The 19,932-nt window shown below is 53.5% G+C and carries 18 protein-coding genes and 1 pseudogene; 2 read left to right on the forward strand and 17 right to left on the reverse strand.

Features of this window, described 5'->3' with window-relative positions; genetic code table 11:
• The first annotated feature begins 179 nt into the window (after positions 1–179).
• A complete protein-coding gene (locus tag ACRZ9U_RS06355) occupies positions 180–794 on the forward strand; it encodes a response regulator transcription factor (protein WP_170402699.1) in 615 nt (204 codons plus the stop codon).
• Positions 795–821: 27 nt separating this feature from the next.
• On the opposite strand, the gene ACRZ9U_RS06360 is transcribed toward ACRZ9U_RS06355, so the two are convergent.
• From ACRZ9U_RS06360 to ACRZ9U_RS06405, 10 genes are all read right to left on the reverse strand, one after another.
• The gene (locus ACRZ9U_RS06360) at positions 822–3,440 is read right to left on the reverse strand and encodes a calcium-binding protein (protein ID WP_480901451.1); all 2,619 of its coding nucleotides are present in this window, start codon (positions 3,438–3,440) and stop codon (positions 822–824) included.
• Between the two features lie 38 nt (positions 3,441–3,478).
• Entirely contained in the window at positions 3,479–4,873 is a 1,395-nt protein-coding gene (locus tag ACRZ9U_RS06365; protein WP_480567612.1) for a nucleotide sugar dehydrogenase, read from the reverse strand.
• Between the two features lie 182 nt (positions 4,874–5,055).
• On the reverse strand, positions 5,056–6,474 hold the full coding sequence (locus ACRZ9U_RS06370) for a mannose-1-phosphate guanylyltransferase/mannose-6-phosphate isomerase (protein ID WP_170402708.1): 1,419 nt from the start codon (positions 6,472–6,474) through the stop codon (positions 5,056–5,058).
• 99 nt (positions 6,475–6,573) lie between these two features.
• The gene (locus ACRZ9U_RS06375; protein ID WP_170402711.1) at positions 6,574–8,151 is read right to left on the reverse strand and encodes a glycosyltransferase; all 1,578 of its coding nucleotides are present in this window, start codon (positions 8,149–8,151) and stop codon (positions 6,574–6,576) included.
• A complete protein-coding gene (locus ACRZ9U_RS06380) occupies positions 8,144–9,580 on the reverse strand; it encodes an HlyD family secretion protein (RefSeq protein ID WP_170402714.1) in 1,437 nt (478 codons plus the stop codon). Before ACRZ9U_RS06380 ends, ACRZ9U_RS06375 begins: the two co-directional genes overlap by 8 nt.
• A 239-nt stretch (positions 9,581–9,819) precedes the next feature.
• Positions 9,820–10,038 (reverse strand): phosphoribosyl-AMP cyclohydrolase, encoded by a 219-nt coding sequence (locus ACRZ9U_RS06385; RefSeq protein ID WP_480901454.1) that lies wholly within the window; start codon positions 10,036–10,038, stop codon positions 9,820–9,822.
• 134 nt (positions 10,039–10,172) lie between these two features.
• Positions 10,173–10,805: a DUF1826 domain-containing protein gene (locus tag ACRZ9U_RS06390; protein WP_480901455.1), complete on the reverse strand. Its 633-nt coding sequence runs from the start codon at positions 10,803–10,805 to the stop codon at positions 10,173–10,175.
• Entirely contained in the window at positions 10,802–12,016 is a 1,215-nt protein-coding gene (locus ACRZ9U_RS06395; protein ID WP_170402717.1) for a CobW family GTP-binding protein, read from the reverse strand. Before ACRZ9U_RS06395 ends, ACRZ9U_RS06390 begins: the two co-directional genes overlap by 4 nt.
• Entirely contained in the window at positions 12,009–13,139 is a 1,131-nt protein-coding gene (locus ACRZ9U_RS06400; protein ID WP_170402946.1) for a CobW family GTP-binding protein, read from the reverse strand. Before ACRZ9U_RS06400 ends, ACRZ9U_RS06395 begins: the two co-directional genes overlap by 8 nt.
• A 38-nt stretch (positions 13,140–13,177) precedes the next feature.
• The gene (locus tag ACRZ9U_RS06405) at positions 13,178–13,378 is read right to left on the reverse strand and encodes a hypothetical protein (protein WP_480901458.1); all 201 of its coding nucleotides are present in this window, start codon (positions 13,376–13,378) and stop codon (positions 13,178–13,180) included.
• A 110-nt stretch (positions 13,379–13,488) separates the two neighbouring features.
• On the opposite strand from ACRZ9U_RS06405, the pseudogene ACRZ9U_RS06410 reads away from it, so the two are divergent.
• A pseudogene (locus tag ACRZ9U_RS06410) lies at positions 13,489–13,834 on the forward strand (hypothetical protein); the annotation flags it as partial.
• A gap of 241 nt (positions 13,835–14,075) precedes the next feature.
• Here ACRZ9U_RS06410 and ACRZ9U_RS06415 read toward each other — a convergent pair.
• The 7 genes from ACRZ9U_RS06415 to ACRZ9U_RS06445 all read right to left on the reverse strand — a co-directional run bounded on the left by ACRZ9U_RS06415 (position 14,076) and on the right by ACRZ9U_RS06445 (position 19,810).
• A complete protein-coding gene (locus tag ACRZ9U_RS06415) occupies positions 14,076–15,299 on the reverse strand; it encodes a hypothetical protein (RefSeq protein ID WP_170402720.1) in 1,224 nt (407 codons plus the stop codon).
• Positions 15,300–15,732: 433 nt separating this feature from the next.
• Positions 15,733–16,368, reverse strand: coding sequence for a hypothetical protein (locus tag ACRZ9U_RS06420; RefSeq protein WP_170402725.1), 636 nt, complete (start codon positions 16,366–16,368; stop codon positions 15,733–15,735).
• Positions 16,369–16,399: 31 nt separating this feature from the next.
• Positions 16,400–16,927, reverse strand: a complete 528-nt coding sequence (locus ACRZ9U_RS06425; protein WP_170402728.1) for a helix-turn-helix domain-containing protein — start codon at positions 16,925–16,927, stop codon at positions 16,400–16,402.
• Positions 16,920–17,261, reverse strand: coding sequence for a hypothetical protein (locus tag ACRZ9U_RS06430; RefSeq protein WP_170402731.1), 342 nt, complete (start codon positions 17,259–17,261; stop codon positions 16,920–16,922). The genes ACRZ9U_RS06425 and ACRZ9U_RS06430 overlap by 8 nt, the downstream gene beginning before the upstream one ends.
• Before the next feature lie 183 nt (positions 17,262–17,444).
• Positions 17,445–17,654 carry a MerR family transcriptional regulator gene (locus ACRZ9U_RS06435; protein WP_480901461.1) on the reverse strand — a complete coding sequence of 70 codons (210 nt, stop codon included), beginning with the start codon at positions 17,652–17,654 and terminating at the stop codon, positions 17,445–17,447.
• Between the two features lie 124 nt (positions 17,655–17,778).
• Complete coding sequence (locus ACRZ9U_RS06440; RefSeq protein ID WP_170402737.1) at positions 17,779–18,618, reverse strand: hypothetical protein; 840 nt, start codon at positions 18,616–18,618, stop codon at positions 17,779–17,781.
• Positions 18,611–19,810, reverse strand: a complete 1,200-nt coding sequence (locus ACRZ9U_RS06445; protein WP_170402739.1) for a site-specific integrase — start codon at positions 19,808–19,810, stop codon at positions 18,611–18,613. The genes ACRZ9U_RS06440 and ACRZ9U_RS06445 overlap by 8 nt, the downstream gene beginning before the upstream one ends.
• Between the last annotated feature and the right edge of the window lie 122 nt (positions 19,811–19,932).

Here is a 19,932-nt window from a genome sequence, read left to right on the forward strand (position 1 = left end):
GCAATCAAAGTTGTCGCTGAGTGCGATAATGAGGCTTTGGCAGCCAGCGTCAAAGAGTAATAGATTAGGAAAACAACATGAATTTGCAAAGTTCGTCAAATAGTAACCCTTTTGGTGGTTCAACTATTCCGGGTGCGATAAAATCGGATCAAAGCATTTGTTCAAGGTCACCGATATCGATGCGAATTCTATTGGCTGATGATCACGGTTTGGTCCGTGACACGATCTCATCCTACCTCGAAACCGAGGGGCGCGCGGCAGTTGTTGCCGTACCCGATTACATGGCTGCGATGAAATTGCTGTCATCCGAAGATCCATTCGACCTTGTCCTGTTAGACTTTGATATGCCGGGTATGAACGGGATCGAAGGGCTTTCAGACGCAATTCGTCAATTCCCTGAACAGGCTTTTGCGATATTGAGCGGGACCGCACCAAACAAGATCGCACAGGAAGCGGTCGAAATGGGCGCCGTTGGTTTCTTGCCCAAAACCATGGGCGCCAAATCTCTGGTCAACGCGGTGCGATTTATGATCGCCGGCGAAACCTTCGTCCCGGCCAGCGTTCTAAGTTTGGATGGCGATGTTAAAGAAAGCGACTTTTCCCGTCAGCTCAGCCAGCGGGAAAAACAGGTTCTACGCGGATTGTGCCGTGGGCAGTCCAACAAGGAAATCGCGCGAGAGCTGGATCTTCAGGAGGTGACGATCAAGCTGCATGTTCGGACCCTTTGCAAGAAACTGAATGCAAAAAACCGGACCCAGGCCGCTCTGATCGCTCGGGATGCAGGGTTCGAGTGACCCGGGTCCGCAGGGGGGGGGGGGACTTCAGAATAGAAAGTGATCGTAGAGTTGGTCGAAATCCGACGCTACGCCTTCAAGGATTAATGTCGTATCCGGTGACAAAGTTACGTAGACATCGGTCCCGCCCACGATTTCCGCGTTGGCATCAAACCAGTCAGACGTATCAGCTCCGCCACTATCGATGTTGAGCGCGCGCAGATCGAGTAAATCGCCATCACTGAGCGAAAAGTCAGTGATCGTATCGGTCGACCCATCCAGATCCTCATCGCGGAAAATGAACCTGTCTGCATCAGCGCCACCGGTGGCTTGATCATCTCCTGCACCAAGGTAAAGCCGATCTTTCCCTGAACCTCCGTCCAGAACGTCGTCACCGCTGGAGCCATTCAGATAATCGTTGCCAGCGCCCCCAATCAACTCGTCATCGTCAGAACCACCCTTCAGCGTGTCGGAGCCCTCACCGCCAGCTAATGTGTCGTTTCCGGATCCGCCATCCAGAGTATCCGCGCCGAGACCGCCTATCGCGGTATCATCACCTGAGCCCCCAGAGAGGCTGTCGTCGCCCGCACCGCCATCTAGGTCATCGTTGCCAGATCCTCCGGACAGCGTGTCTTTTCCGTCGTCCCCGGAAAGAAAATCATCACCGGATCCACCTGACAAATTATCATTGCCATCGCCACCGTTCAGGACATCCGCGCCAGACCCGCCATCGAGTTGGTCATCGCCTGTGCCACCGAACATCTCATCATTGCCCGAGCCACCGTCCATAACGTCTTGGCCGTCTTCACCTCGCAAACTGTCAGCTTCGGATCCACCGCGGAGTGTGTCATCGCCCTGACCACCGATGAGAATGTCAAAGCCTGAACCTCCATCCAAAATGTCGTTGCCGATCCCACCATCCAGCATGTCGTGCCCAGCCGAGCCCATCAGGTGATCGTCGCCCTGCCCGCCGAACAACGAGTCATCGTCTTCTGTAAGAACATTGCCAAACTGGTCGTACCGCACACCGTCTTCGTCATATTGCGAGACAATGCCGCTGGCGGCACCGACGCCCGCTCCACCGTGCAGCAGATCGTTGCCGTCATCCCCTTCGAGCACGTCCCCTGAACTACCACCCGTCAGGGTGTCAGTGCCAATCCCACCGTATAGGGCATCGCTACCTGCATTGCCCGAAAGGTCATCATCGTAGCTCAACGCGCCTTCGGTGGTCGCAACAAGTGTCAGATCCTTAACCAAAACGCTTGCATCCAAATCGACGGGCGCAAACGGACTGGTTGCTGTCGGGTCGGCGGCACCATCATTCGAATACGATTTCGGCGCCTCTTCGATAAGGTGCAAACTAGCCTCGCCGGTCACATCATCCACGATGACCTGGAAAATCGCGCCTGTTGCAGGTGTCGAGTCATCCATGTCGTGGTCGTCTGAGTTGCCACCGACAAACAGGTTTCCGTCTACGTCAATGATTGCAGCTCCAAACGTCATTTGCGGGACCCCATTCAGGACTTCGCCGTTAATCACTGTCGATGTGACTGAAACCGTTCGAAACTCTGGTTCGCCCGAAGAGATATCAACGATCAGCATAACCGTAGCTGCACCTTCGGAACTTGGGCGAGAGACACCGTAGAACGACTGTGAGGCCGCGTCGAACGCAACATCGTAGACTTTGAAATCCACAAGATCGGATGGCAACTTGTATACTGTGGTTACCGGATTTCCATCCGTATCAAACTGATCAACATCGATGACTGCGATACGATCCATACTGGATTGAAACGACCAAAGGTTGCCCTGATCATCAAAATCCCCGGTCCAAGACCGATATGGTGTGCTGCCAACACGGTAACTGTTTCCTTCGGCGTCCAGCATCACCAAATCAGAGCGGCTAACCACCTGCCCCAATGAATCCACTCCGTCACCTACTGCGATGGCATACAGAAGGTCGTCTTCCGTATTGTAACCCATCGAGTTCACATTGACCGTGCCCTCGACGCCCGCCATTTCATAGGCTTGGGTTTCGATATCAAACACATGCAGTGTTCCATTTAGAACCTGATAGAGATTTGATTGCCCATCGGCGAATGCGGAAACCGTCACGGTTTGTCCACCAATCTCGACATCCTTATCATAGTGAAACGCAGGACCGGACGTATCAATTGTTGGACCGTTGCCTGACACATCAATCGATCTGATCGTAATGGTCGAGCTGTCATCGTCAGCTGTGAATTGAACGGAATGAGATCCGAAGGCACCGCTTTGAGAAGAAAACTCTGCGACCACCTCACCATCGACCAGAACTTCGACGGCAGCCCCGGAACGACCTGCAGCAAAATTTGTCGCGAGATCCAGGTTCAGTTCATAGACCCCGCCCGCTTCGGTCGTAATCTGCTGCTCCATCTGTTGGTGGCCGTTTGCAAGATCAATCAATCCCCATTCGCCGTTCTCGGCGTAGTCGGAAAAACTGACAGCACCTTCTGTGCCGTCCAGCAAGTTTGCCTCGGCATAGTCACCGTGCAACACATCATCGCCAGCTTGCCCTTGGATCTCATCGTTTCCGGCAAGCCCTATCAGGGTCTCCTGCTCACTTCCGCCAACAAGTTGATCGGACAAACCCGTTCCTGAAATTACATTTGAAGATACCGCAGGCATCATTTCACCTCTTACTTTCAGCTATTTGGAGTAAAAATTTACCAACCGATGCCGTCGATCCGACGGTTCACCGGGTTCTCGGGAAACAAGCGCACCACATCCACGACCGGCATCTCCGGTTTACTGGAAACGGCGTTCTGATAAGCGGGGTTGCGATGGCAGACGATGACGGCCTCGGCCTGTTCCATTACGTCTTCTATGCTGTCGCATAGCATCGATTTGATGGATTCCGCGAGACTTCGAATGCCAGAGCCCGCGTGATGCATGTAGGCTTGCAACCCACTCAGAGGGGTTTCTTTTGTCACCGCCGGATCATGCAGGACCAACTCCACCCCCTCGGCATGGAGCTCGGCCATGACTTCCAGAATAGGGCTTTCGCGCAGATCGTCGGTGCCGGGTTTGAAAGCCAGCCCCAGTACCCCAACGCGCTTGGCCCCCGTTTTGCGAAGCATCTCGGTCGCTTGATCGATCTGCTCTCGGTTTGAGCGGTCAAGGTTGCCGATCATGGGCAGTTCGACACCCAGTTCTTCGGCTATATGTGTAACCGCCCGCACTTCTTTCGGCAGGCATGAGCCGCCATAGGCAAAGCCCGGCTTCAGATAGTAAGGTGAGAGGTTCAGCTTTGTATCTTGGGTAAAGACATCCATGACCGCGTGGCTGTCCACGCCCAGCGGCTTGCACAAGCGGCCGACTTCGTTGGCAAAGCAAACCTTGGTCGCGTGCCATACATTGTCGACATATTTGATAGTCTCAGCCACTTCGACTGTTGTCAAAATGGGATTTGGATCAACCGGTGCGAAGATGCGCTTCATGACTTCCGCCGTGCGAAAATCGTTGGTGCCAAGCACTGTTTTCGGAGGGTTATGGAAGTCATCTATGGCGACGCCTTCCCGTAGAAACTCAGGATTGAAGCACACCCCAAAGTCCTGGCCCATCTTCTTTTCTGAAAGCCTTTCGAGGATCGGAACCATCACATTCATCGTGGTTCCGGGCGGGATCGAGCACCGCATGGCAAAGATGTGGAAACCATCTTTTTGGCGAAGGCCGACCGCCATCGAGCGCGCAGCCTGTTCGATATAACTATAGTCGCAGCCCCCATCCGGGGCGGTTGGAGTTCCGACCGATACAAAGGTAACGTCGGTTTCGCGTACAGCTGCGCTCAGATCGTCGGTTGCAGAGATCAGCCCTTTTTGAACGCCTTGCTTGAGAGTTGAACCAAGATTTTCTTCGTGGATCGGGCTCACTCCGCGCGCGATCTGGCTCACTTTGTCAGGGTCGATGTCAACACCTACGACCCGATGCCCAAGTGAGGCCAAACAGGCGGTTGAGACAGCGCCGACATAGCCCAGCCCGACAACACTGATCCGGGGTTTTTGCGAAGACGTCGGTATGACAATTTCGGCGTCTTTCTGAGTAATTTTTCTGAGTTCCATAGATTTACCTCCGATTTAAATCCAAGGTAACGCGCTGATAATTTTGAGAAATGTATCGGCAGACTATCTGGAATGCGCAAATGACGCCGGATATATACGAATGGTCATCAAACCCATACGACAGAATAAACCCGCGTGAAAATCCACGCGGGCCAGTCTTCAGGAGGGTGGTGCAAGTGAATCTAAGCTACAGCGACACGGTCATAGATATCCTCGTATCTCACAATGTCGTCTTCGCCTAAGTAACAACCGGATTGAACTTCGATCAGATGCAAAGGCAGTTTCCCCGGGTTCTCCAACCGATGGACAGCACCCAGCGGGATGTAGGTCGATTCATTCTCGGAAAGCAGGCTGACTCTGTCACCAACCGTCACGGTTGCCGAACCACTGACGACAACCCAGTGTTCGGCTCGGTGCATATGGCTTTGCAGGGACAGCTTGGCACCAGGCAGAACCATGATCCGTTTGACCTGAAACCGAGGACCCAGCGACAGGGTTTCGTAGTAACCCCAGGGACGATGGCACCGACGGAACATCTCGGCCTGGTCGGAGCCTTCGTTGCGCAACGCTTCCACTACCTTGCCGACTTCAGCACTGTGCGACATGTCCGCGACCAGAATTCCATCGTCGGTCGCGACTGCAACGATGTCCTTCAAGCCTAGTCCGACCAACTTGATATCCGGGTTTTCCGACCTCAGCAGGCTGTCGCGGCAATCAATGGCTGTCGAATTTCCAGAAGTGACATTCGCCCCCTCATCTCCCTGACCCTGATCCTTCACCGATTTCCAGCTGCCCAGATCGGACCACCCGCAGTCCAATTCAAACGCCACGACACCGTTTTCGATATGCTCCATTACCGCATGATCAAACGAGAGGCTCGGGCAGCGGGAAAAGGCGTTTTGATCCATTCGGTAGAAACCCAGATCCTTTAGACCAAGAGCCAACGCAGCCTCGACCGGTGCAGACATGTCAGGGGCAAAAGCTTCAAATGCCTTTAGAACGGTATCAACTCGGAACATGAACATCCCGGCATTCCACAGCCAGTCACCGCTGTCCAACATGCCCTTGGCGGTTTCGGCATCGGGCTTTTCCGCAAACGCAGAAATCAGCAGAGATCCTTGGTAACCGCCTGCAACCCGTAGGTACCCGAAACCCGTCGCGGCATGATCGGGTTTGATCCCAAAGGTGACGATCTTACCGCGTTTGGCTGTTTTTTCAGCGCGCACCATAGTCCGGCGAAATGCCGGCACGTCATCGATTGCGTGATCGCTGGGCAGGACAAGCAGGATCGTTTCCGGCTCTTCTTTGTACCGCAAAGCAGCTGCCAGAACTGCAGCGGCGGTATTGCGGCCAACAGGTTCCACGATCAGTTCAGACTTTTCGGCATCAACATCTGCCAATTGTTGTTGAGCAATGAACCTGTAGTCTTCGCCCGTCACGATCAGTGGTGCCGAAAATCCAGGCTCGGCCACACGTTCAACTGTTTTCTGAAACAGGCTGTTGTCGCCATCCAGTTCGACGAACTGCTTTGGGTAACTCTTACGAGAGACGGGCCAGAGACGGGTGCCGGAACCACCAGCAAGGATAATTGGCTGAATCATGTGAAACCTCATCATTACAAGTCTGATTCCAGATTATCGGCCCCCGCTCTTATTGCTGTGTGTCATAGGCTTAAGCTCACTATCGAAAGGATAGGTCTATTAGCCGAACTGCATCTCGATCAGACCGACATAGGTCAGGATGGCGGTTAAAAACGTCAGGATAGCGGTGACCATCTGGAACTTGGCAAATCCGCTTTTTAGTGTCTCGGCAAAGCCCGATCCACCGCCAGAGCTTTGGTTGCCTCTGTTCGACCATTTCTGTTTGGATAGGTGAAAGATCATGTAGATCTTGACCGTCGCGTTGATCACTTGATTGAGATACAGGATGAACGGCCAACTCATATCCGCGCGCCTGCTGTATCCGAACAGGAACAGACACAGCACGATCCGAGAAAACAACACCCAGATGATGCAGTTCCAGAAGTAACCCGGCGCAATCAGGCTGCCGACAACGGCCATGACCGGACTGACCATCATAGTCCACATGGCGATCCGTTGATCAACGACACACCACCAGATGAAAAACGGCATTGCAGTCGGCCCAAGTGCGATTGCGCGACTTCCGTTCCGCAGCATGTTGCCCGACCAACGGCGGAAATTCTGGACCATCCGCATGAGGCCATTTTCCTTGATGACCTCAATTGTGTAGACCGTCGCATCCGGCACATAGGTCATTTTCGCACCCACGCTCAGCAGGCGATACCAGGTTGATTTGTCATCCCCGGACAGAAACCGGAAATTACCCCAAAGCCAGTGATGCAGGTGATCCGCCTCGATCGTGCGAATGAATTTTTCGTCCAGAATATGGCGCGCGCGAAACACGCTCATTCTCCCCGTCAACGTCAACACACGACCCGACAAAGCATGGCTTTGCATCGCAAGGCGACGCTGGGCGAACCGCATGTCCAGCCATTTTGCGATCCAGGCCGGGCCATAGCATATGACCTCTTCATCTGTGGTCAGCGCCTGTAATTCTGGATCGCTTGCAAACATTGGCAGGGTTTTACGTAGAACATCCCCGCCAAACAGGGCGTCGCCGTCCATAAAGATCACCAAATCATCAGGCGAAGCACCGGATCGACAGATCGCCCGCAGGATCAGACCAATCGCCATTCGCTTGCCCGGCTGGTTCTGACGGATGAATACAAGCGTCGCCAGATCATCCGGGATATCCTGCGCATAGGTTTCGACAAAGTCGCGAATGACCTGCTCATCATATGCACTGCCTGTACCGATATAGATCGTCGTCGGAATCCGTTCGCGGCGGATTTGTCCGAGGATGGACCCCACAACACGTTTGGTGATGGAGGGTTCCTCAAAATAGGTCGTCATCTGAATATGAAGGCGTTTGGGGCGCCAGCCCGCATCCCAAATTGCATCCGCCCGGCGCCGCATGCCCGGCCATTTGCCTTTCGCATAAATCTGAGCCCTTAACGCATGGGTAAACCACCAACCAAATCGCCAGAACCCAAGTGTTCCAAGGACCATCGTGACGTGCAAAACACTCGGGTTGAAGAACCGGTTCGGTACATTCGCCAACAGCCAGAGCAGCCCCATAAACAAGAGCAAAAACAAGGTGAACTGCGGTAGTGACCACTTGCAAAAATAGTTGGGAACATTTGTTTGCAGCTCCCTTAACCGCCAAGCCAGATCCTTGTCGAACTCATATTCAGTCATCGGATCGGCCCACACGTGGGTCCATGGACTTTATCCAGGTACGGAAGTGTGTCCCCAACTGTCGCTTTGCTTCCAGATTTACCGGGGCTCCCAACCGTAATTGGCTCTTTGTTTGTTTCGAGGACAGGCCAATTGCGCGAACCGTAACAATGATTCCGAATTCTCCGGGTCGTTCAGGATTGTCCCCTGCGCGCACGTCCCAGACCTCACCGGGAATGGTGATCTTCTTTCCCTTCTCATTGAAGCCGATCGTTGCGGGCATGCCGATGTAAATCGTTTCAGCAAACCGTTCCGACACCCACCCGATCGTCATACGAGGCTCAGCCGTTTCAAAGACCAACTCGTTTGCCGTACCACCGAACGGCTGCCCCTTCCGAACGATGAAGTCCTGAACAATCCCGTCTGTTGCTGCGCGAACGTGATTGTTTTCAATTTTCTGTTGCTGAGCTTCTTTTGTTGCTTCCAACGCCTTTACCGCGGAGGCGCGATTGCGTTCTTCGGCTTCCAGCAAGTTTGTTACGATCAATACTGGATCGACCGACTGCGCCAGCTCAGGGTTGCGTTCACGAAGGCTAAGCCATTGGCGCCGTAGATCGTCAAACCCGCCGTCCTGCACAAACTCTACATAGAAGCGCATGGCTGCCGCGACGCGTTCGGATAATACCTCCGAGTTTGATAGGGACCGAAGTTCTTTCAAAGCCTCGGAGATTTTGACATCCTCGGTGCGGGCAAGCGCCAGTTCCGCCTCGGTGCGTTTGAGCGCCGCCACAGCTTCCGCATCGTCCATCAAGAATAGAAGATCACCCTCGCGCACCTCCTGCCCAGCCGTGACTTCAATGTGTTCGATATAGCCGTTGGCTGAAGGGAAAGAAGAGATCATTGGGGCCAACACGCGCCCGTGTTGGATGTCAATTCGGTCCAAATTGGTGAAAATGTTGTTTCCAATAACGCCAATCACCGCTGCTGCGATCAGCAGATAGGTCGTCACATTGAGTACAACACGCAAAGATCGTGGAAGAAATCTCGCAGGTTTCCGGGATTGTTCGCCTTCCGTTTCCTCCATCGGCACCAAGTCAACCGGAGTGTCGAGACTGGTTATCACATCTGCGCTGCTTGCCATTCGCCCAGACAACAGAGAGCGATAAAACAGAGCCAACGTCTCGCGTTGCCGACCGCTTAGACCTTCCAGCTGCACTGTGGAATTGGGACCTGGCTTCGACAAACGTACCGGGAAGCGGATATCTACGCCTTGAAACGGAACGCTAAGTGTCGCGGTTTTGGGGCATTCAGGCGCGTCGTCCGGCCATTCCAGCCCCGCAAGCGACCAGCGTTCAATCGCGACCACCGCGCCAGAGGGGGTTTCCACGACCAGCGGTGCTTTGACCTTCCAATCCAGGTCCGACCCCGGTGTTTCGTGCAATATACGCAATGTCGCCTCAGAAACTGTTGACAGGACTGAGGTAGCAACAAATCACAGCTTCTGACGGACACGCGGACGCATATTTGTACGCAAATAAGATCGCTTCCGATACGAAAGTATATCAGGAAAATCTTCCTGGACCGCGCCAGAGCCTCTTATTGTGTTCTCGAACTTCTGCATTTGCGCTTTAGTTCAGAGGCGCGAGAATACAGCCTTGAGTTGAAACGCTTCACAGCAACAAACCGCAATCACCCTTGAGGCGGTTTTATGTGAAGCGATCTCTGGTTGAGTAACGGCCGTTCAGTGGAACAAGTACGAAAGGCTGCCTCGCGGACTTTGCGGCCATCCGCATTTTCACTCCAAACGACCATAGCCAGCCCGAAAGCGGCCCGAGACCGCGACCAATACACGATCCGGCCTGAAGCGATTGTGTCTTTGATTGTGGCTGCGTTCATCCAGGCAAGCATTAGTATTTCGCCAGTTTCCCCATCCTAAGCGATAGCTGAGATTAAGCCACGCTCGTCGAAGGTCAGGCTGTCAACGTCAAATTCGATCGCTTTCATTCTCTTTCAGAGATGCACAGCGGGCGCGCTTCGTCTCTCTAAGCGTCGTCCATGTCGAAGACGGGGTCCAGAACGAGAACCAAACGCGTTTCTCCTGAGCCTTCGATGGGTGGTGAGCGGTGCAGTAAACTAGAAGCAGGGTTTTCCGGCCAACGTGTTCCACGCATGACCATCGGAGCCCCAGTAGCAACCGTGAATACCTTTTGCGGCTCCTTGCCATCGGTCGATACACCGTATTGCGTGCCAGTGCCCCGATAGGTGCAGATCAAACGCGCCATGATCGCATCAATGTGGAACTTTCGGCATGCGTTCGTGTTGACGACACCAAGGCGCAAACGCAGGTAAGGCGACTGCATGATTTCCGCGAACCGTATCGACAGGTCAGCGATGTCTTCTACTAGCCACGTGCGTTCAGCGCATTTATCCATTCCTGCGATATCGCAAATATGTTGAACGGCCTCTCCTACCGCCTCTCCGCGCAGAACCGTCCGGGTTGCTGGTAACTGATCCGGGCGCAGCTCATCAATCCAGTCCTGAAACCCTTGGGGCGGTTGTCGGCGCCAGATCGAGGCGGCGCATCCCGGTTTGCGGATCGCCGCCAAATCGTCAGGCTTATCCGCAATGCCAACACCAATTGCGGCATCCCTGATTTCCGTTTGTGTGAAGGTCACGCCGCTTCTCCTTCACGCCGCCAGCCGGGGAACGGGTCGGGAAGGTCCAATGGCAATGCACCGGGGCCGGCAGCTACGCCTTCAGGGACCAGGCATGCGTCAAGCCGTTCTTTCAAACCGGGCCAGTCGATGCCAGAGCCAATGAATACGATCTCTTGCCGACGGTCGCCCCACGGCTCGGACCAATGCGCCTGCATGTATTCCCGTGCGCTTTTGTGGTCCGGCCAGCGTTCCTTGGGTACCGAAGCCCACCATGTGCCCAATGGCTTGACGGAAGACAATGCGCCCGCCATCGAGAATTCGGCAACCCAATTGGGGCGCGTCGCCAGCCAGAAATGTCCTTTCGCGCGGATGACGCCGGGCAAATCCCCATTCAGTACTTTCAGAATCTTCTCAGGCTCAAACGGTTGCCGTGCGCGGTAGACATAGCTGGCAACACCGTATTCCTCGGCTTCGGGCACGTGGTCGGCAAAGCCATAAAGCTCCTTCGCCCACATCGGGTGCTCATGTGCTTTTTCGAAGTCAAACATGCCCGTATCGAGGATCGCCTCGGTAGCCACGTCAGAGTGATTGGTTTCAATGATACGGGCATCCGCGTTCAGGCTGCGAATGATCTTGCGCGCCGCGTCTGTACGTTCCGGGCCTGCATCGGCCACTTTGTTGAGGATTACGACATCAGCAAACTCAATCTGCTCTACCAGCAGGTTGACCAGGGACCGGTCATCTTCCTCACCCAGGGTTTCCCCCCGATCCTTAAGGAAATCGTGGCTGGAATAGTCTTGCAGCAGATTTACGGCATCGACGACTGTCACCATCGTGTCCAATCGAGACACATCAGACAGGCTCTCGCCTAGCTCATCCCGAAAATCGAAGGTTGCAGCAACAGGTAGAGGTTCTGAGATACCGGTGGACTCAATCAATAGGTAGTCAAAGCGGCCACCTTCTGCCAGACGGCGCACCTCTTGCAAAAGGTCATCGCGAAGTGTGCAGCAGATACAACCGTTTGACATTTCGACCAAAGTCTCATCGGTACGCGACAGTTCTGTGTCCGCGCGCACAAGATCGGCGTCGATGTTGACCTCGGACATGTCGTTGACAATGACGGCCACACGACGACCTTCACGATTGTTCAAAACACGATTGAGCAATGTGGTTTTGCCGGCACCAAGAAATCCGGACAGGACGGTTACGGGTAGTCGAGTATCAGTCATTGCCTTGCAACTCCGTCGAGTGTTGGGTTTGTGTAGGTTGAGTTTTGCGCAACAGATCAAGGCTGCGCTGGATCTCTGACCGCTCCAAATTGCGGCCGATCAATACGATGCGGGTGCGCCGGTCTTCGCCTGTCCAGTTCTTCAACGGGACTGGCGGGTCGAAAATGTGCTGGACACCATGGAACGCAAACGGCGTGTCGATACCATCAAGAAACAAGATGCCTTTTACGCGTAGGATGTCCTGGCCCTTGTAGGCGATCAGGGTGTCGAACCACCTGTCGAACACGTCATCGTCCAGCGCCTCGTCCAAAACAATCGAAATAGATGCTATGTCAGTGTCATGACGACGAAACTCGGACGTCGTCACCGGACTCATCGCCGAACTTGGTTTTAGACCGGAGAGATTTCCCAAGGGATCGTCAGCGACCTTGGGCGTCGTCCACGAAAGGGCATCCTGTTGCCGTGCGTCTTCCCGCAAGCTCGTCAGGTTCCAAAGACTCTTCGGTGCGAACTCACGATCTGAAGGGCGAATGATGTCGGCCGTCGGGTTCAGAGCGCGCAGTCTCTCGGTAACGGCTGCCGTAGAGGCTTCTGAAACGAGGTCTGTTTTGCTCAAGACAATCAGATCGGCCATCGCAACCTGAGACACGGCCTCGAATTGGGCATCCAAAGTCGCAGGCCCATTTACCGCATCCACAACTGTGACAACACCGTCCATTCGAGTACTTCGACCGAGGTATGAATCTACCAGCAGCGTTTGAAGAATCGGACCCGGATCAGCCAGCCCTGTCGTTTCAATCACCACGCGATCAAAATTGAGGATGCCTTCGTCTTTCCGCGCAAGTAGCTTGACGAACGTGTCTGAAAGATCACCGCGGATGGAACAGCACAAGCAGCCTGAAGACATCAACATGACATCGCCGTCCACTGTTTCAATCAGGTCATGGTCCAGACCTGCCTCACCAAATTCATTTACAATGACGGCAATGGGTCCTGAAGATGAGTCCGAAAGCACCTGATTGAGCAAAGTTGTTTTACCCGCACCCAAAAATCCAGTGAGCAAAGTCACCGGGACGCGCAGTTCGTCAGTGGAGTCAGGCTGGGATTTTGAGGCGTGGGTCATAAACATCGCATGCTCATTTATGTAATAACATAACATCACTAAGGAAAAACAATCGAACTGTCCAGATAGGTCAAAGCCAAACTTGAACTAGCCAGCGTGATAAGAGCACCACCGGCAATGTGAACACCCGCCGAGAACCGCCGCATCGCACGACTGTCGAGGGAAAGCGCTGCAAGTCGACGGGCAGTCACACCCGAAGCGGAGACCATAAGATTAAACGCCGCAGTGCCGAGGCCCATTGTGATTACTGCAAGGCAGCCGACGACAAAAATGTCGATCCGCGACGCGATCACGAATAAGAAAAGGACACCGGGTCGCGGCCGTATCGCAATACTGGCGACACACTAAATTGGGTACACTTCGAGAAGCAGGGGTCGGATCACAACCACCGGTCGCATACCGTGCCCTCGATTTCTTAACAGAGAACGGTTTTGTGCATAGGATCGAACGTTTGAACGCGTTTGTCGCCTGCGCGCATCCAGGTGAAAACCATTCAACCGCCTTTATGATATGCCGTATCTGTGAAGCTGTGGTGCAGACAAACTCCACACCCGCAAAAGGTGCTACAGGAGAAGCCGCACGCTGTCGGGTTTCGCATCGAAAAAACCGTCGTGGAAGCCGAAGGCATCTGCCCTGACTGCGTTCAAAAAAATAGATTTGTGAGACTGGTTGAAACATCGTGCTCAACCGCGTAGTCGAGCGCAACTTCAATTTGAATCAAGGTCTTGGTAGGGCCGAACACCGAAATTTGTAAAGTCCGCTTTCTGCGCCTATTGCAGTCATTCGTGCATCGCGCAGCATCGGTAAGTAATGGCTCGCCGCAGTCATTCTCAGCGGTGGGCATCCATTGGAAGTAAAGAGCGAATGGTAGTCATTGCTGTTTCAAGTTGCACGTTCGGGTAAGACCCAAGCGACGGTGGTATGAATGCCGGCAATTCACTCCACCGCTATTTCAGCACCCAGTGCGATATTGAGAATATATTGCGTTGGGAGGTCTGTTTCTTCCAATGCAACTAGGGTTTCAAATTGTTGGTGAAGGACGCTTGGCTCCCAATTTCGTGTTGCCGCCGCAATTTGGAGAGCGAACTCGCGATCGCGTTCTAAAACCGAAGATAATATCTGGGCGATTTCAGGTCTTAAGTTTTCAAGAAATGAGCCAGCGCCGGTCAAAGCTCGGATCAGCGAGCTTTTTTCTTCTGCTGACTTGCGTGGATCTTGAAGTGCGAGATCAATCGCGTTGATCGCTTGCATTTCTTCCGCTTCAACTCCAGCAAGTGCCCAGTCGTACAAATTCAAACCTCCGGATTTCAGGGATTTGATGTAGCGCGACCGCACAACAGAACGTGCATGTGAGTCAGTTTGTAATCCAAGCAATCGAATTGTCACAGGCCTGTAAGCAAAGCGATTTAAGTCGTTCAGCTCACTCAAAATCCGGCTTGTTGAAAAACTGCCTCCGATTGCACGAACGAGCTTATATGGCGCACGGTCTACTTCGACTAATGCTACGTTATGCAGAGCCGTATCAGCATGCCATAAATACTCGGCAAAGAACAAAACCCGCTCAGGGTTGTCGGTTTCTCCGTGAGCCCAAAACCGACCGATTGTTTGAAGCCTCTCGAGAAAAGTATTTCTATCTCGATTCATAGTGAAAATGCGTCGCCACCCCCATGAAATGCCACGCCCAGCTTTATCGTTGTATTTGGGTCCGTAGGTCAGCAGAACAGTTGTTGTCGGATCAGAACGAAACTCTCGCCGCGTGACGCTATCAACCAAGAAGGGTATCTCCGGTAAGGATTCGAACTCTTTACTACTCCCCTTAACGAAGCGATGAGCTGAGAACTTGAACGGGTTTTCTGGTGACGGCCGTGCAAACACAATCACTTTTGCAGACAGTATATGATCAGCAATAGAGGTTTCAGGCAACTCAATACAAACCGTGCAGGCCTGCATGGCACGAGGCACCGTGAGAGCGATGATGCATACTATTATTACAAGCAATCTCTGCAAAGTCGGGCTCATATATATTTTTTTGGCACCAGAAAAGTAGTTGCCAATTCCAAAGTAACAAAAAGACCACCAGTTGCCTACAACCACACAGGTCGCGCAGGGCTGAAGTGGTAGCTGACCGAAATCAATGCTGCGGTAGTAATATTCGCACATCAAATTGGATGTCGGCTCCTTACCCAAAGCCAAAACTTTGCAAAGTCAGCTTTCTGCGCATTGCTGTGATTGGAGCGTCGCGCAGCATCGATCAATTTGGGCTCGGTGCAGACATCCGACTAGTTTTGTCGAATGACTACTTTGTGTCGGTTACCAGCCCCTGCCCAATCAATGGATCTGCTTCTGCAGCGTCTTGTCTGTTCGGATCAATTCATTGATGGTCTTGCGCAGTTCCTCAGCTTCTCTGGACCTTTGTCCATGTCTCCAGGACGGATGGTCAGGTCCTGATGCATGCCCGCCGCCTGCACCATGAACTCGGCAAACACGCCAGCCTCGAACCGCTGGAGCTTTGCATCGCTTGCCGGTGGACTTTGCCGTTGCTGTGCACCTGGGCGCATCATTGAGTCTTTTCGTAGGGTCCATGAGGTTGCCGTCACTTTTTGTCATCCGACCGCCCCCCGTTTTGGACGTTGCCGACAATGGCCTGCCCACCTTCTTTGACCTCGACGCGCTCGACACGGACGGTCTGATCCGCCTTGGATCGATACCTCTTCAGGGTTTCGACCTGGCTTGTGAAAGTTCGCGCCAGCTTATTGAGCGCTCGTTCCGCCGAATCTTGCTGCGGGAGAGTTTTTACGTGGTTCAGTCGGCGCGCCATCATCATCGTGGCCTGATGGATCGCGCCCATCTGGATCGCCAGCATGGCTTCAATCTCGTCTTGCGGTCTGACCCCGGCAACAACGGACATCACAAAGTTCGATGCGGTCTCAGAAACCGAGCTGTCCTGTTGTCCGAGAATTGCGACTTGGTCCATTACGCCTTCGAAGAACCGGTAATCAACCGTACCCAGCTCATGCATCGCCAAGGCACAGGCTGCCGTTGGATCTTTTCCTTTGTGCCCAACCGTGAGCCGTCGTGTGTCTTCATCAAAATCCAACTTGATGTCCGGGGATTGAACGCGTGATCTCTTCCGTTCCTTCAAATCCGCAATCGCATTGGTTTCTGCTTCGGTAAGCTCGGAGTTCTTTGTCAGCAGATCTTTGCCATTGTCTTTCGGTGTCTTGCTCATGTCCGCCTCGCGTAACAGGGAGTGGTTAGTATTAGTGTTCCGTTTCAGAACCGAAGGACCGACGAGAAACCGGCCTGACGGGTTCTGATTTGGAACCATGAGAGATCTTTGGGTTCTCAAACGGAACCACAGAGGATGCTGACGGGTCCGTCTCAGAACCGCGTTTTGTTTTTTGGGGCTGCCAGAACCGCCAATCGTTGGTGGCTGATTTCTTGCCGGAACGGGTCTGCGTCGTCTTGGTAGTCAGCCGCCATTCATGCGCGCGCCGGTGGTACCAGTTGCCTTCACGCTCAAGCACAAGGAAGCCTTTGTCCTGAAGTTCTTCGAAAGCCCGCTGAACAGTGGCCTTACCTAGGCCAAGAATGTCTGCCGCTTCGTTCATCGACAGAAACAGCTTGCCGTTGTTACCACCGTTGAAGCGGGTGTGAAGCTCCAGCCAGAGCTTCACGGCAGGTCCGGACAGAGCCCGCCACGCCGGAGATTTGATCATGGCATAGGGCAGAGGAACGTATTGGCCCTCATCCGACCGCTTGCCATTGGGAGACCGGCGCCTACTCATCGCGACACCTCCGCTGGAAATGCTCGGGCAAACCATCCAGTTCGAGTATGTCACAGCCGATATGCGCCCGGACGAGCCGGGTTAGGCCGGATTTGAAAGCACAGTACCCGAGCGTGTCCCAGGCCGCTCCCCCGGTCGGAAATTGGGGTCTCTGGCGCTGAAACAACCATTGGATACCGTCCCGACAAACTGCGACGCGGTAAACAGCATGGCGAAAGAGCTCGCCATGGTAGGTCTCAGCGGTTTCTCGATGATCAGTCTTGGAAAGGGGGGCGTCTTCCAGCCCACTTTCATAGCTTTGATCGCGCGATTTGGAAAAGGACATATCAGCCATGCTCGATCCGTCCTTTCCGTACGATCACCCGTTCGACCGAGTGGCTCAGTGGCGACCAGTAGTACCGGCGCTCGTTTTGGCTTGCCGGCGCGGGGCATCCTGTGGCATCAACTTGACTTGCTAGGGTGGCAGCCGATGTCACTGGAAAAGCCCCATCTCCGCGCTTGGAGTTGGGGTTTTTCATTATGCAGCCTCGTTGTTGGGATCGGTGCGCCGGGCCGCCAGCCAGGAGTTCAGATCGGTGCCGTGATAGGCGATCCGCCGACCGATGCGGATAAAGGCCGGACCACACATGCGGTGGCGCCATTGAGCCAGCTTCTCGCGGTTTCCCAGCAATTGCATTTCTGGGTCTTCTGGGAAATAGACCCGGTTGTCATTGAAGACGTTTGCCATCGTTGAAATCCTCTTGGATCTGTTGCGATGGTCTTTCGATAACACTAGGCCTTTAGTACTTTAAAACGATCTAATTTCCCAAAAATACTCAACAATTTTGATCACCATTTTGGTAGTAACAACCTCAGTTTTGATCTGAATTTTGACGCATGGCGCGACGAAGGGTCGATTCCGAATATCGGTTTCCGGTTTTTTCTTCTACCCCTCGAACAATCTGCTTTATCGTCAAACCTTCAATGCTTTCTCCAAAAACTATCCGCAAGTCACTCAGAGCTTTTTCTATTAAACGTGGACGGCCAGGCCCAACAGATTTTGAAGGGGCGTTACCCTTTAATAAATCTTGGCGCCAATATTCATCCCACGATGACTCTATAAAGCTATCCGGCACGCATAACGCCCAACCTGAAAAGGGTCTAAGAATCTGAGCAACAGTCTTCAGGTCAATAACTTCCATGTAGTTGAGCTCGTCTAAGAGATCGAAGACATGCAAGGATATTGTGTAGGTATTCCGTGTATGAAAAAGCGGCACCGAGATAAACTCGTGCTGTAGACCAAGGTCAAGCGACGCACTCCAATAGGAGTCGGAGCATCGTAACGCGTCGGCAATAAAATCCTCTTTAGGCAACGAAAATAGTCTTCTAGCTTTACCCAATCCTTCGATATCCGGGCTTAATAACTTCGCTCCCTCTTCATGTAGCGCTAAGTCGTGTATTGTTAGACCATCATGACGCAAACATCTAAAATCTATCTTTAAGCAAGTTCCGTCCGGTCCACAGATGTGCATATTGTCAGAAATACAGCTAAAGAACTTCACCTCAAGCCAGTCACTGGCCGTAACACTGAGCGCGTAGTCTGGGTCACTGGCAGGGAATTGAAGACCGATTTCATAGCATTTGTTGAAACTCGCAGCCGGGATTTTGTCCCACAACCTGCATATTGGTGTAAAGCTAGGAATACTAAACATCACCACCTCTAATATGTAGAGACTTCGTAACGGTTACACGTGACCAAAGCTCCATTAGTTCACGCCTCTTTTCCAGCAAATCCGACCGCGCATAGGCCCGCTCCACATCCGATCCAACCTGATGGGCCAAAGCCGCCTCCGCCAGTTCGCGCGGCGCGTTTGAAGCTTCCGCCGCCCAATCCCGAAACGAACTGCGGAAGCCATGCACGGTGACGCCATTCTGCCGCATCCGGCGCAGCAGCATCAGCATGGACATATTAGACAAGGGCTGATGCCGCTTTTGCCCCTCGAACACATAGTCAGAGGCCAGCGCGCGCAGCGGCTCCAGAATGGCCAGCATTTCTTCGGTGAGAGGCACGCGATGGACCTGCCCGCCTTTCATGCGTTCCGCTGGAATGGTCCACAGGTGCGCATCGACATCAACCTCGGGCCATTTCATCTCCAGCACCTCTGAGGTTCGGCAGGCGGTCAGAATGGTGAACTGTAACGCCTTGGCTGCCATGGCTGAACGGATCTGCAACTCGGCATAGAACGCTGGCACCTCCTGCCACGGCATTGCGTCATGGTGCTGGACCTTGGCTTTGACGGTGGGCAGCACTTTACCTTCGCGGATAGCGGTCACCGGGTTCTCGCCTGAGCGGAAACCCTTGGATTTTGCCACGTCGAGCACCGTCTTGATCCGCTGAGACAGTCGCTTTGCGGTTTCGTGTTTCTCGGTCCAGATGGGGGCCAGGCACATCAGCACTTCGGGCTGATCAATGCTGTCGACTGGCATGCGCCCGATCTTTGGGAACGCATAGTCGCGCAAAGTGTTGAGCCATTGCTGGCCGTGCTTGGCATTTTTCCATGTCGGCAAACGGTCGATATGAACCTGACGGCTGAGTTCTTCGAAGGTCGGGATTTCGCGTTGGGCATTGAAGCGCGGGTTCAAACCGGCCTTCGCCATTCGCCTGTATTCGAGCGCTCTTTCTCGGGCATGGTTCAAAGTGACGACATCCGCGCCACCCAACCCGAAATCCGTGCGCAGTGGTGCCCCCTTTCGGTTCTTCTGCCCTTTGACCGTTACGCGCACGATCCAGCGGCGTGCACCCGATGGATCAACAACAAGGTACAAGCCAGAACCGTCGCCATGCCGACCCGGACCAAGATTCTCTACCAGCTTCTTTGTCAGCTTCCCGCTGAGCGCAGCCATGAAAATACCACAAAATATACCACTCAATGAAAGTATAGTGGTGAAATCGGGTAAAATCCAATGGAACGCACTAGTGAGACTACAGCCATAAAACACAAAGGTTTTAGCAGCCTAGCGTGGTC

Source organism: Ruegeria sp. D7, from assembly GCF_056534355.1.